Consider the following 12,595-nt stretch of genomic DNA (forward strand, 5'->3'; position numbering starts at 1 on the left):
TCGTTCTAGTTCTTCTCGAGTTCGACCGTTGTCGTCGTTCCGAGCGCGCTGACCTTATAGTTGATGGCTTCTCCCTCGAACATGAAGTCCTTGCTGTCCTCGGTGGATGCCAATAAGGCAGAGTCGGTTGCCTCTTTATCCCGCACGGACGTGAAGGAACCGTTTTCCTCCGTCGGTGCTTCGAAGGTCCCGACCCAGTAGATCGACGTCGTGTTACCGCCGTCGGCGACCCATTCGATCGTGATGGTGTCCGCGGTGACCGTGGCCTGCTGGTAGTTCTCTTCGCTGTTCGGGTTGCTCTGCTTCCACGACCCGACCAGATCTGGAACCTGGGGTGCATCCTCCGTTACCGGGGCAGCCGACTCCACTGTCTCAGTCGTGGGTGCGTCCGCTCCCCCGCATCCCGACAGGGCAAGGGCAGCAGCAAATGTAAGGGCGACTGATGTCGTGAGTTTCTTCATGACTTCACCCTGACATATCGCTCCGACGACGCAGGATGAGTCAGCCGAGCTGATCGAATGATGAAGGTGCAGGACTCGGATAGCGCGCCTAGTTCTTCTGCTCGCGGAAGGACGCAATGATCTTCTGGATCTTCCGGTGCTCGTCCGATCCTGCATAGTCCTGTGCTTCCTGCAGCGTGTTGAAGTCCCGGGTTGAGATGAAGAGGATGGTTCGACTAGTCACCCCGTTGGAAGCTACGACGCCCGTCTCGACCTGGCCCAGCCCATACATGTATCGAGGCGCCATGGTCTGCGAGGGTGCCCCTGTATTGGAGCTCAGGGAGGTAACCACCTGAACGTTCGTCGGCCAATCATTCACCTCGCGCTCTCGCGGAAAGGCCGACAGATCCATCGCGACGCTTCGGACAAGGAAGGGGCCGGACTTCGACAACGGCGCCCCGCCCGCCCAATCCCCCAGGTAGGTAGCAGGACGGTCAACACAACTGTCAGGCGAGCACTCCGCCCCCCATGCCACAAGGATGCTAAGACTTGCTACACGAACGCTCTGCGAATTGATGACGTACACTCCAGCGGGCCCGGAAGGGTCATCCACAACAGCCCAACCTGACGGCAGATCGAATGCATAGTCCACGTCCTCCCACGTTCCCGAGAAGGTCTTAAGCGCGTCACCGGACAGCTCATCGTCAGTGATGAAAGTAGGAGAAGGCGAAGCTGTACTCGACGGGCTACCCGAGTTCGTCGACGGAGGTGATGACGGAACCGTGGACGTTGGCTCAGAGGTAGGTGTCCCCAACATCGTTTCAACAGCCGTCTCAGCAGGTGTTCCAGCCGGTGCGTCCGTTGGTCCCTCACCTGAAGTGAAGCCGGTCGTGCAGGAGGCAAGCGACAACGCAGCACTAAGAACGACCGTGAGAAATCCCAAGCGGGCCGGGTGGAGGATAACCATGCTGCCGTCCTCATGTCGCGTGATGAGCTTCGCTCGATAGTAGTCCGCGGAGGCTGCGAACCGAAGAGAAGCAGCAACCTGAGCGAATCTCAGATACGCGCCGGGTCTGCTGCACCGTTATCCTGATCCACCTACCCCTTATAGGGCTGTTTTGACTGCCGCACGTCCTTGCTCGCTGCTTTATAACCACGATCCACGAGCAGTCCTCGAATAGTCCGCTCCACACCCTCGCGGGATGCGGGCGAGCATCGAATTCCCTTAATTGGGAGCGGTTTTGCTTCATCTTCCGATGCCGTTCGAACGTGCAGGACTGGCACGATGCCTTGAGGAGTGTGTTCGTAATGCACCACAGAGCCTCGAGGCATCACCTCGACAGGCATCCAGTTCGTTGTGATCCACCTGACTTCGTTCTCATCTTTGAAGGCAATGTGCTTCATCGTCGACGCCAAAATTAGGATGTGTTTGCGCTGCTCCCGCAACAACTGTGATCGGTTGGAAGGCAGAGCCTTCTTCATGTCCTCAAGTGCATTAGCGGCGAAGTGCTGCGCTAGGTGCCTCTTCTGCTTCTCCCCATAAGCCACCTTGTACCATCCACGGATCGGAGGAACAGCGTCCCTAGCGTCTGCCTGGTTGGCCTCTGGACTCTCAGATATACCGTCCGCCGACAGTGTCACACCCGAACGGATCCCGATGGCGAACCCATCTCCGCCCGAGTAGTTGCGCCATAGGGTGAGGCTGTCCTGGCTCGCGGAAGCCGAGATGATGTAAATCTCATTTAGAACCTCATTCAAAAATCTCTCATTAAATATTCTATCGACGGCTTGCCTGAAGGAGTCCAACCCCTTGTCAACATACTTCGGGTTTCTTGCGAGTTCTGCCAGTCCCTGATCGAAAGCCCGCCGAATGATGTCCAACCCATGCTTGACTTCTGATGAGTCGTTTAAGTTATGCGGGATTGACGCCCACAGGTAGTCCTTACTTAAGACCTGCATCAGGACGTATCCGCTCGTATAGTGCCAGACGGTCCTGCCGGAGCCATACCTTAAATCTTCAGTTGTCGCTAGGAAGCGTTGGGTGCCAGTTGCAAAACCGGGCCTGTTGAGAATCCCCTCTAGTGCGCCGATGCTCCGGCGCGCTTCGCTTATCGCCCCAAATGCGTTGAAGAATGACCTTGCAACCTGCTGATTCTGTCGTCCAATTAACTCGGCCACCGATTTGCTGAGCCCGAGATGTCCGGTCATGGACGCGCGAACAGCATCCATGGGAGCAATAGCCGATAATAATTCCGAGTTCTGAGCCTGCCAGGAAGAGAACATTCCGCTGATACTCGAAGCTAGGTCTTTGGTGGGATGGAGCTGCGCCCAAGGTTTTGAGTCCTGCACCAGGGCATCAATCGATCGCTTGTTCTCGTTCGCTTGCTTGATGATGTCTTCAAGCCGGACAACGACACCCTCTGTTACGCCCTCCTCGGCTGGCGCTTCTCTCTCTACACCTGGGTCGGGCTGGGGATCTGGGGACTCGCTTTCGTCGCTCACCCTTGGATTGTTGCAGCATGCAGAGGTGAACGGTTTGATCGTCCTGAATGATTGCTGCACTTCCTGCGCACATGGGCACGGCAAAAGCTCCCTCCGATCCGCTGCTTTTCCCGCACACATGCTGCACAGCAGGAACCAAGGGCCCGTCTGCATACAACCACCTGCGTCACCGACATGGGATAGCTCACCTCGAGCGAGCAGTGGCCGTGCACAGCCTCCATGGATGCGAGGTGGGGCTAGAGCAGGAGAAACGATCGAAGTCCGATTGCCTGCGCTGCCTCGTACTGTCCGCAGGGTGGGCCAGAGTAAGCGGTACGCAGCCTCAACCACGACAACTTTGATTCAACGAGAACTAAACGTGGCGCAACGGATACCAGCCGGGCAGGGCCTGGTCGAGTTGCTGAAGTCGATCGGGTCGTAGCCGGTTCTTGCGGTGCCAGGTGCGTTGCCGGACAAGCCAGATGGCGAGTGTTCGCTCCTCGGGGTACCGATCCTGGTCCGAGTACGGGAATCGGCCCTTCTCGGCCCTGAACTGCCGAACTTCGTCGAGGCGCCGCGCCCACAGCGCGTCGGCGTTGCCTCTCCGGGTGCCTATCCACTCTCCCAGCCTGTTGAGGGCTTCGGTCCGGTCGGGGGTGAGGGTGCCGGCGTCGTGGTTCCTGCGCTGGTTCTCCACCCATCGATACAGCACGCGAGCCTCCTGGCTGTCGTTCTGCGCCGGGATCCTCCCGTGCTCGCGCACATGCGCTGTCAGGCGGGCATAGTGCTCCCACCACGCCTGCTCCCGGGTCCGGCGGCAATGCTTCCCGTTCGCCGGCCACGCGGGTTGATCATGGATCAGCCAGCACCGGTCGAACCATGCCGGGTCGCGTTCGATCTGCCGGTCGACGGCCCGGACCACGCGCTTCACGGCGACCCTGCACCAGTCGGCGATCACCAGCACGGGGATACCGCGGGAGTACATGAGCAGCCACTCCTGCCGGCTTTCACACGCCTCCCACAGGCACTCGTCCCCGGACAGGATCGGCTCATCCACGCCCGCGGGAGCTTTCGTCAGGTCGTCTCGACGTTCCGACGGCGTCTCCGTCGAGTCAGAAGAGGCTTGGATGGGGGTCTGCATCGGCGTCAGGTCGCCCAGTCCGGGTTGTAGGCGGGGTGCGCGGCCCAGGGTAGGGCGAGCAGCTCGAGGACCGTCCGCATGTAGTCCTGATCCCCGGCCGGCTCATACGCCCAATCGATGCTCTGGACGTGTCCGACCAGGCTACGCTTGACCTCACACTCGGCCAGCAGCCGCTCGCCCACCTGGACAGGCATCACCCCGGCCCCGGCGAGCACTTCCAGATCGTCGGTGACACGCGCGAGGATGAATGCGGCCAGCTCATCCATCGGATCAGCAGTACCGTCTGATCCCATGTCATCAACCGGGTTCGCCTGGTCCGCCTGACCTGTGCGGTCTGTCTGGTCCGTACTGTTCGTGCGGTTCATGGTGTCGAGGGTAACCAGAGGACACGCGGGACGGGGTGCGGCGCTCCCACCTGGGGACGGCTTTGAGCTCCACCCTTCGGGCTCCACCCGACCACACGTGGATGCCCCACACCCCTCGTGTCAGCAACCGGGTTCGGTGGTCAGGTTCGAACTTCCCATATAATCGAACCTGTGTTCTATTTTAAGGAACCTGTTCGAGGGACGGCAGGCAGGATCAGGAGACACACCCATGGCGACCACGACAACCCACCGCAGGAACACGACCCACCAGCACACCCCCGCACAGGGCGGTAAGGCAGGCGGCAGGACGGGTGGTGGGGCCAAAGGTGCAACGAAAGGTGGGCCGGACGTCGATCTGGTGCTCGATGAGACTGCGGCCGTCCGGTTCCTGCCCTCAGGGCTCCCGCTGGCGCTGCGCTGGCGGGGCGGGCTCTGGCAGGTCATCGGCACCCCTGCTTCCTGGTCCAGTCCGGACAACCGACCCGGGCCCGCCTCTGCCCCTACTCCCCTACCCATGCCTGGGGGTAGTGCTGGTACCCGGTTTTGGCGGTTTCAAGCACAGACCGGGCCGGCGTCCCCGGTCCTGGAATTCGAGATGAGCGCGGACCCCCGTTCGACGGACTGGCGGCTGCGCCGCGTCACCACCGTCGACGGCTTCTAACCGGACACCAGCCACTGTCAGGACTTCTGACCGATCCCTGATCGGCTCACGATCAATGTGTTTATCGGGTTTCGATCGGGTGTAAACGGTTCGTGCCGGGTCGATACACACCGGAGATAGCGAAGCACGTAGCGAATTATGGGTCAGAACCGCAGGTACAAGGCCTTTTACGCCCGGGCGATGGAAAAGCGGATCGAGGAGTTCGTGATGCGCGAGGAACTCATCATGCTCACCGCGGCCGAGCTCGACCTCGAGAACACTCCTGCCACCGATTTTCCGGAGCCTAGCCGGGCGTACGCGTGGATCCGCTACCCCTCCAAAGCCATCCGGGTCCAGGCCCATGCCCTCTCCTACACCCGCACCGCGGTCAAGATCCGCTTCCTCGAACCCATGATCGACATCCAGCGTGAGGGCTGGGTGTGGTTGAGTGCGGTCACCCCCGCACGTGACGGACAAGACGACCGTCCGTCGTAGGTCGTCCTGAGCGGTCTACCGATGCTCCCTGAGCTGTCGAATGATGATCAGGGTCAGCTCCCCGCGGTCGACCTCGGGGTGAGAGTCGGCCCAGGCCTGCAACGCGTCGTTATACTCGGCGAGGGGCCCGCCCGCGTCCGGAATGGCACGCGCTTCCGCCAGTAGCGCTTCACGCTGCTGAGCGTCCACCTTTAAATCTCACCCTTCGCGATGTCGGCGCGAACTCTGGTGTAAGCGGCGGTGATGTATTCCTCGAGCTTGGACCGTTCGATACGCCATTGGCCGCGGCCGCCGATCTGGATGGCCGGCACCTCCCCCGAGGCAATGAGTGCCCGGATGGTGCTCGGGGTGGTGTTCAATTCCTCGGCGACCTGCTGCAGGGTCAGGAACCGCAGCGGCCTGGGCTGCCCGTCGTCCGGGGGTTGGACTGTCATGTACCCAGCATCCCAGCCGCCACACACCACGCTGCTGATCAACGCCCTCAATCAACGCCCTAAGTCGACGCATGAAGGGGTGGAGACGAAAACCGCATGACATGGTTCCGTCTCCGGGTTTCCCTCGTGATGAGGACATCTGTTGAGACCCAGTAGGGCTTGGAGCGTCTCTCAAACTACCGGCAGCTCCCATATCAATTGATGCCTGCGAGATCTATCGGTGCTCCCACATCAAGCGGTCGATGATGGGCTTTAGCCTTCTATAGGGCAGCTCGGGGCGCGTGGCAGCCCACGCTTCCAGCGCGTCCGAGTAGTTGCTCAGGGGCCCGCCGGGGTCGGGGACACGCCTGGCTTCGGCCTCCAATTTCTGCACTTGCAGATCGACCATGCCCACAGGATGACACACCGGCGCTGACGGGGACGGCAGGTCCTCCCTGCCGTGCCACCCCGTCGCTCCCCTACTCGGCCGGCTCGCTGGTCATGTCGGTTGTGGTGTCCTTCATGGCGTGCTTGGCGATCAAAGCCTCGCCTCGCTGAGCGTGCACCCCCAACTCCTCGAGCTGAGACACGTAGAAATGCGGGTCTACTACTCCGAGTTCCTCGATCCCGTCGCGCGAGAATGGGTCTCCCAACAGGAATTACTCGCCGGAAGACCGGCGTGATCGAACGCTCACCTGGTGCGGAAGGACGCCCTGAGCGCGTCGGCCCGCAATCGGGTTCGTGGAACAACACGGCACCTTCCCTCGGAGAGCGGCAAGACGACCTTGCAGCACGCCTGAGCGCCCCATACACGAACCGAGTTCAACGTTCCATGCGAGCAGCACTTGGTCGCGCAGGCTCTGAGAGTGCGCGCGAAACAACAGGCCATATTGCTTTCGTCGCGAACCAGTACGGCCTCACGGTTTCTCAGCCACCGATTCCGCTACGGCCTGTCGATATCGAGGACATCTACCTAGTCTGCTGCACTGCAATTAGCCCAACACCGCTCTACCGAGGGAACCTCCGCGCTTGGACAAGGTGTGAATCTTCCCATCGCTTCCGCAGGACAGTCGCCTGTTTCGGCTAGACGCGTTGCCGCAATTTCAGGCTTTCCGTTCTATGCTTCGTCCTGCCGCCCAAGGTGCTTTCGTGTAATGGTCTCGCACCGGTCGATGATAAGCGGGTGGTCGCTCGCGGCGCGGAACGCGCGGCAGGTTCGAACCCCGCCACATGATAGCGGAGTCGAAACCTAGCACCTTCGCCTGCGAGGTCAGGAGCCGACGGGCGCGCTGAGGGTGTCGGCCATCTCCCACCAGAGCCGGTTCACCTCGACGTACCGGTCAGCGGGGTCGAGCGGCTTCGCCCATGGCTTGTCGATGATGTAGTGGATGTTCTTCACCGCCGCCGGGTCCCACACGGACGGGTGCTGGTGCGGCAGGGTCTTCAGCGCGTTGTAGACGTAGGGCAGCGGACGCCAGCGGTCGCGGTAGAACTCGTTGAGGAAGTCCTGTTCGGCGAACGGGTAGTGCGACAGGTCGTCCACGCTGGCCAGCCGGTCCACCATGTCGGCGAGGACCGCCTCGTCGGGCGACAGCACGAGGAAGCCGCCGTTCAGGTAGTTGTCCGTCGTCCCCGGTTCGGTGACGTGGTCCCCGCCCCGGCAGTGCGTGTAGAAGCAGGTCTCGGGTGTCCAGCTCGGCGGATAGCTCGCGATCCGGTTGGGGTTGCACCGGCAGGCGTGGCAGGCGGCGATGCCGCCGTCGGGTAGGTCCAGCGAGAACAGCTCGTCCATGTTCCGGGTCACCAGCATGTCGGCGTCCAGGAAGACGACGTGCTCGAACTCAGTGAGGCCCCAGACGGCCAGCTTGGTCCACACCTCGGCAAACCGGGCGTTGGCGTAGCTGTCCGCCGATCCCCCGGCCGGCCGCAACGGTGCCACGTCGCGCAAGAGGCAGCCGTCGTCCTGCAGGAGGCGCCGGGCCTGCTCGTCTATCCCCTCGGTCACCATGACGACGAGAGGGGCGGTGCTGCCGGAGCGCTCGAGCGAGGCACGCAGCGTCCGGACCCCGATCAGGTAGTCGGGTTGGGTCAGCAAGGTCACCCAGGCGTTCATCAGTAGTGTTCCTGTCCTAGTGGCGGGGTCGGGTCAGTCGAGTAGAGCGACAGTGAATGCATTCGCGAACCGGTGCTCCGGGTCCAGCGTCTCGCGCACCCGGCGGAAGGCTTCCCACTGGGGGTAGAGCGCCGGCCAGTCGTAGAGCGACTCGTCGAAGTACTTGCCCCAGTGGGGCCGGCCACCCTCCTCGGCCAGGGCCCGCTCCACGGCTCGAAGGAAGCTGCTTCCCTCCTCGGACAGCGAACCGTCGGCCGCGTAGTAGACCACGAAGCCGAAGTAGCAGGTGTCCTGGCCATGAGACGGGCTCAGCCATCCGTCGGACGCGCCGGTGCAGCGGAGGATCACCGGGTAGTGCATCGTGGGACGCGTCTCCGCGTGCCAGTCCTTGATCTTCCTGATGACGGCTCCGGCTTGCGCGAGCGGGATGCCGATCTCGACGTTGATCTGGGGGGTCGCGATCCCCCGGCAGAACACCTGGTAGATGTCACCCGTGACGTCCGTGAAGTCCCGGAAGCGTGACACCGTGCGAAGCGACCTGCCGTTGTCGGCGAGACCCTTGCTGTCATCGCGCAGCTGCTGCAGCGTGGACTCCACGGTGCTGTTCATGGACGCATTGGTCGTCGCGTATTCCACGAGCTGACTGCCGCCGGCGCGGTACCGGGAGATCTCGCCCTCGGTCGCCTCGTTGGCGGTCCACACCTGGACCTGGTTCTCCCGAGGGAACCACCACGCCTTGACCAGGATGTTCTCCCGGTTCCAGATCTCCAGATCCGTTTCCAGGGTGCCGGCGTCGACGGCCTTCTTGACGCAGGTGTAGATCATCGACTCCCGTGCACGCAACGTCACGGCGGTGATCACGCCCAGTGAGCCGAGGCCGAGCTGGACGGCGGGGAAGTCCGGGTGGTCATGGTCGAACTCCGCGACCGTGCCGTCGGCCAGCACCATGCGGATGGCCAGCGCGGCGCCGGCGATCGAGCTCTGTTGCAGGCCCTGACCGTGGGTTCCGGTGGACAGGGCGCCGGCCAGCGTCTGCTCGGCGATCACCCCGGGTGAGGCGTCCAGCATCTGCCCCCGCGCGGTGAGGAACGCGTACACCTCGGCCAGGGAAGTCGAGCCGGCGAAGGTCGCCGTGTCCTCCGTGCTGGAGATCAGGCCGCTCAGCCTGCTCAGGTCCAGCAGCGTGCCGGCCCCGTCCGCGACCTCGATCATCCGGCCGGGCGACATCCGGTTCCCGATCATCCGGACCGGGCCGTCACTGGAGGACAGGAAGTCGCACAGCTCCGCCTCGGTGGCCGGCGCGACGACCGAGCCGGGCGGGCCCAGCCGGGAGTTCCTGGCCCAGTTGCGGAGCCGGGTGTCCTCGCCGGTGAGCTCCGGCTCCTGATGGGGGTAGGTGAGCTGTGTGATGGCCATGACGCGTCTCCTGTGGAAGTTCGGTTCTGCCTTCGAAGCCGCACCGACAGGCGCGGCTGATTTATCGGGCACGGGTGTTTCCCGCCAGCGTGGGTGAATTTCTCAGCTCTGTAGAAGTCCTGTTGACACGATAGCCCTGCCTCGTCGGAGGAATGTTTAGACTGACGAAATGACTGTCATCTGTGTACCCGATTCGAATGCCCGTGATCTCCTCGGAGCCCTCCCCGAGGGGGTCGAGGTGATCGTCTGGGACGGCGAGGGAGAGAAGCCCGAGCGCCTGGCGGAGACCGTCTTCTGGGTGCCGCAGGTCGAGGACTCCACCAACCTCGCCGGGAAGTTCGCCGCCATGCCGAAGCTCGAGGTCACGCAGCTGACAAGTGCGGGCGTCGAGGACATCCTCGAGCACGTCCCGGACGGTGTGACCCTGTGCAGCGCGCGTGGGGTGCACGGCTCGGCCGTCGCCGAACTGGTGCTGGCCGTCGTCCTGGCGACGCTGAGGCAACTGCCCCACTTCGGTGAAGCGCAGCGACAGGGCCGATGGGATCCGATGGAGGCCGACGACCTGCGCGACAAGCGCGTGCTGATCATCGGCGCCGGCGACCTCGGCGAGCAGACCGCGCGCCGGCTGCGGAGCTTCGACGCCGTTCCCGTGCTCGTGGCGCACACGGCACGGGACGGCATCCACGCCACCTCCGAGCTGCCGGACCTGCTGCCCAAGGCTGACGTGGTGGTGCTGACCGTTCCGCTCACCGCGGATACGACAGGGCTCGTGGACGCGGAGTTCCTGTCCCGGATGCCCGACGGCGCCCTGCTGGTCAACGTGGCGCGCGGCAAGGTCGTGGACACCCCGGCGCTGCTCGCGGAACTGACGTCCGGGCGGCTGCGCGCCGCCCTGGACGTGATGGAGCCGGAGCCCCTGCCTGCCGACCACCCGCTGTGGAACGCGCCGAACCTGATCATCACCCCGCACGCCGCCGGCTCGATTGCGCAGTCCGGCCCACGAGCCTTCGCGCTGGTCAACGCGCAGGTTCGCCGCTACGTGGCCGGCGAGGACCTCGTCAACGTCGTGAAGGGCGCCCACTGAACCCTCACGCATACGCTGTGAAGTTCGGACCGAGGGTGTCGAGCCAGGCGACCGGATGCACGGCCACGGCGTCGGCGCCGGGCCGGGCCCACGCGGCCGCGACCGCCTCCTGCAGTGCAGCGCCGGTCCGGGCGAACGGATAGCGGTCGAGCACCCAGCGGCGGTTCGCCGCGCGGACCGGCGCCAGAGCGTCGAGGTCCTGGATCAGGGACGCCACCCGGTCGCGGACCAGCAGCGGTCGCTGATCCGGCACCCGCCACGCGCCGGGTGCCTCGAACAATTCGTGCCCGCCACCGCCGTCGTACCCGACCACGAGACAGCCTGAGGCCAGCGCCTCGGCGACCGGCAGACCGAAGCTCTCGGTGTGCCCGAGGGCGACGAAGACCGCCGAGCCCGCCAGGGTGGCGGCCACCTCCGCCCGTGGGGCCTGGACCAGTTCCACCAGCTCAACTCCCGAGAGCCGTGGGTCGTCGGCCAGCAGCCGCTTCAGCAGCGAAGCCTCCCGCGGCCGCTTCTTGGGGAACCAGCTCACCCGGAGCTGCCCGGCCGCGCCGGGGGCGAACAGCTCGCCGTCGACCGGGTTGGGCACCACGCTCACCGGAAGGCCGGGCAGCGCGGCGGACAGCACGTCACGGCTCTCCGCGGACACCACCCAGATGGCGGGCGCCGGCGACCACCCGGGGAAGTCGTCGCCGGGGGCGCCGGCGGCGAAGGTGTAGAAGTGGTTCTGGTTGAAGATGACCTTGCGGGCTCCGGGGGCCGGATCGCGGCCCTGGACGGTCGGCGTCTCCGGCAGCACCAGGAGGTCGTCGGCGCCGATCGGCGTGGTGGCGCCGAACAGCATCGGCACGTCGTCGGCGATCCAGTCGGTGCGGTCGTCCTCGTCGGGCAGCCACAACCAGGCCTCGTGGCCGAGCTCACGCAGCAGCCGGACGTGCTGGGTCATCACGTGCACGCCGCCGCTGTGGTGGCGCGTGGCGAAACCGGCGTAGACGATCCGACCCGGGGATCGTCCGGGACGGCTCACCATGCCGGAGGGGTCAGGTACCACGACGCCCCGCTCCCGGTGTTGTGGGCGGGGAACGAGTCCGGGCCGAGCCCGACGTCCGCCCGCCACCCGGCGCCCCACTTGGCGTCCAGACCGTGGAGGATCTCCGCCCGGTTCCCCTCGGAGCTCTGACCGGTCCGGTTCATCGTCTGCCGCCTCAGGTGCGAGACGTAGGCGCCTTCAGTGACCACGCACCGCAGGCCGGCCGCCCGCACGCGGATCGCCAGGTCGATGTCCGCCCCGTAGCCGTGCCGCGGGAAGGTGACCTCGTCCAGACCCCCCAGTTCGACGACGGAGGGCACCGCGAACGCTATGGCGGTGCCGTCACAGAAATCGACGTCGCGCAGCACGTCGCGCGGGACGTACTCCGCGGCGGTGCCCGGGATCGCGGAGGCCCGCTGGTGGAGCCAGAAATCGTCGTAGCAGGCCGCGGCGAGCGCGATGTCGTCCGCGGTCGAGAAGGGCGCGAGCAAGCCGTCGAGGAACCCCCGCGACAGCCGGATGTCATTGTTCAGCACCACGCAGACCGCCTGTCCATCGCGCGACGCCGTCTGCAGGGCCCAGTTCGCGGCGCCGATCCACCGCAGGTTGCGCCCCGGACGGTGGACCTCGATGCGCCCCTCGGGGAGAACGTAGTCACCGGCGTTGTCGACCACCACGATGCGCAGGGCCGGGTCGAGGTCGCTCCCGTCGCGGACCAGGTCACGCACCACCGCATCGGTCAGCTCCGGCGAACCGAACGCGGGAATGACCACCAGTGCCGACGCGGCGGTCGTCGAGGGGGTCACTGCTCGGCGCGGGCGGCGCGGCACCCACGGTCGCCGTTCAAGGTGATGATCAACATCGGTTCCCGTCAGGTCAGGTGGACGTGTGCCACGACAGTGAAGACTCCGAAGTACTTCTGCCAGGCCCGGCGAACGGATGGCTCTTTCTTGTGTGACGTGCCCCACGCGTCTTAC

General features: G+C 64.6%; 14 protein-coding genes. 2 read left to right on the top strand and 12 right to left on the bottom strand.

Features of this window, described 5'->3' with window-relative positions:
- Positions 1–5: 5 nt before the first annotated feature.
- The 5 genes from ACX80P_RS06715 to ACX80P_RS06735 all read right to left on the bottom strand — a co-directional run bounded on the left by ACX80P_RS06715 (position 6) and on the right by ACX80P_RS06735 (position 4,427).
- Positions 6–461, bottom strand: coding sequence for a hypothetical protein (locus ACX80P_RS06715; protein WP_459277282.1), 456 nt, complete (start codon positions 459–461; stop codon positions 6–8).
- An 88-nt stretch (positions 462–549) separates the two neighbouring features.
- The gene (locus tag ACX80P_RS06720; protein WP_459277283.1) at positions 550–747 is read right to left on the bottom strand and encodes a hypothetical protein; all 198 of its coding nucleotides are present in this window, start codon (positions 745–747) and stop codon (positions 550–552) included.
- Between the two features lie 791 nt (positions 748–1,538).
- Complete coding sequence (locus ACX80P_RS06725) at positions 1,539–2,942, bottom strand: DUF2971 domain-containing protein (protein WP_459277284.1); 1,404 nt, start codon at positions 2,940–2,942, stop codon at positions 1,539–1,541.
- 352 nt (positions 2,943–3,294) lie between these two features.
- Positions 3,295–4,062, bottom strand: coding sequence for a helicase associated domain-containing protein (locus tag ACX80P_RS06730; protein WP_459277285.1), 768 nt, complete (start codon positions 4,060–4,062; stop codon positions 3,295–3,297).
- A 5-nt stretch (positions 4,063–4,067) separates the two neighbouring features.
- Positions 4,068–4,427 carry a DUF6221 family protein gene (locus tag ACX80P_RS06735; RefSeq protein ID WP_459277286.1) on the bottom strand — a complete coding sequence of 120 codons (360 nt, stop codon included), beginning with the start codon at positions 4,425–4,427 and terminating at the stop codon, positions 4,068–4,070.
- Between the two features lie 841 nt (positions 4,428–5,268).
- On the opposite strand from ACX80P_RS06735, the gene ACX80P_RS06740 reads away from it, so the two are divergent.
- Entirely contained in the window at positions 5,269–5,562 is a 294-nt protein-coding gene (locus ACX80P_RS06740; protein ID WP_459277287.1) for a hypothetical protein, read from the top strand.
- 15 nt (positions 5,563–5,577) lie between these two features.
- Here the strand turns inward: ACX80P_RS06740 and ACX80P_RS06745 are convergent, their stop codons facing one another.
- From ACX80P_RS06745 to ACX80P_RS06765, 5 genes are all read right to left on the bottom strand, one after another.
- Positions 5,578–5,751 carry a hypothetical protein gene (locus ACX80P_RS06745; protein ID WP_459277288.1) on the bottom strand — a complete coding sequence of 58 codons (174 nt, stop codon included), beginning with the start codon at positions 5,749–5,751 and terminating at the stop codon, positions 5,578–5,580.
- A 2-nt stretch (positions 5,752–5,753) separates the two neighbouring features.
- The gene (locus tag ACX80P_RS06750) at positions 5,754–5,996 is read right to left on the bottom strand and encodes a helix-turn-helix domain-containing protein (RefSeq protein WP_459277289.1); all 243 of its coding nucleotides are present in this window, start codon (positions 5,994–5,996) and stop codon (positions 5,754–5,756) included.
- Between the two features lie 214 nt (positions 5,997–6,210).
- A complete protein-coding gene (locus tag ACX80P_RS06755) occupies positions 6,211–6,384 on the bottom strand; it encodes a hypothetical protein (protein WP_459277290.1) in 174 nt (57 codons plus the stop codon).
- Between the two features lie 861 nt (positions 6,385–7,245).
- Entirely contained in the window at positions 7,246–8,088 is an 843-nt protein-coding gene (locus ACX80P_RS06760; protein ID WP_459277291.1) for a glycosyltransferase family 8 protein, read from the bottom strand.
- 33 nt (positions 8,089–8,121) lie between these two features.
- The gene (locus ACX80P_RS06765) at positions 8,122–9,504 is read right to left on the bottom strand and encodes a D-arabinono-1,4-lactone oxidase (RefSeq protein ID WP_459277292.1); all 1,383 of its coding nucleotides are present in this window, start codon (positions 9,502–9,504) and stop codon (positions 8,122–8,124) included.
- Positions 9,505–9,673: 169 nt separating this feature from the next.
- Between ACX80P_RS06765 and ACX80P_RS06770 the strand changes: the two genes are divergently transcribed.
- A complete protein-coding gene (locus tag ACX80P_RS06770) occupies positions 9,674–10,588 on the top strand; it encodes a 2-hydroxyacid dehydrogenase (protein ID WP_459277293.1) in 915 nt (304 codons plus the stop codon).
- Positions 10,589–10,592: 4 nt separating this feature from the next.
- Here the strand turns inward: ACX80P_RS06770 and ACX80P_RS06775 are convergent, their stop codons facing one another.
- Positions 10,593–11,639, bottom strand: coding sequence for a glycosyltransferase (locus ACX80P_RS06775; protein ID WP_459277294.1), 1,047 nt, complete (start codon positions 11,637–11,639; stop codon positions 10,593–10,595).
- A complete protein-coding gene (locus ACX80P_RS06780; RefSeq protein WP_459277295.1) occupies positions 11,612–12,424 on the bottom strand; it encodes a glycosyltransferase family protein in 813 nt (270 codons plus the stop codon). Before ACX80P_RS06780 ends, ACX80P_RS06775 begins: the two co-directional genes overlap by 28 nt.
- Positions 12,425–12,595 lie beyond the last annotated feature (171 nt).

The sequence above is a fragment of the Arthrobacter arabinosi genome (assembly GCF_054511115.1).

Excerpts from the sequence above, each read along its gene's own strand:
- ACX80P_RS06715 (WP_459277282.1), bottom strand. The coding sequence starts at position 461 with ATGAAGAAACTCACGACATCAGTCGCCCTTACATTTGCTGCTGCCCTT.
- ACX80P_RS06720 (WP_459277283.1), bottom strand. The coding sequence starts at position 747 with ATGGCGCCTCGATACATGTATGGGCTGGGCCAGGTCGAGACGGGCGTC.
- ACX80P_RS06730 (WP_459277285.1), bottom strand. The coding sequence starts at position 4,062 with ATGCAGACCCCCATCCAAGCCTCTTCTGACTCGACGGAGACGCCGTCG.
- ACX80P_RS06735 (WP_459277286.1), bottom strand. The coding sequence starts at position 4,427 with ATGAACCGCACGAACAGTACGGACCAGACAGACCGCACAGGTCAGGCG.
- ACX80P_RS06740 (WP_459277287.1), top strand. The coding sequence starts at position 5,269 with ATGGAAAAGCGGATCGAGGAGTTCGTGATGCGCGAGGAACTCATCATG.
- ACX80P_RS06750 (WP_459277289.1), bottom strand. The coding sequence starts at position 5,996 with ATGACAGTCCAACCCCCGGACGACGGGCAGCCCAGGCCGCTGCGGTTC.
- ACX80P_RS06755 (WP_459277290.1), bottom strand. The coding sequence starts at position 6,384 with ATGGTCGATCTGCAAGTGCAGAAATTGGAGGCCGAAGCCAGGCGTGTC.
- ACX80P_RS06760 (WP_459277291.1), bottom strand. The coding sequence starts at position 8,088 with ATGAACGCCTGGGTGACCTTGCTGACCCAACCCGACTACCTGATCGGG.
- ACX80P_RS06765 (WP_459277292.1), bottom strand. The coding sequence starts at position 9,504 with ATGGCCATCACACAGCTCACCTACCCCCATCAGGAGCCGGAGCTCACC.
- ACX80P_RS06770 (WP_459277293.1), top strand. The coding sequence starts at position 9,674 with ATGACTGTCATCTGTGTACCCGATTCGAATGCCCGTGATCTCCTCGGA.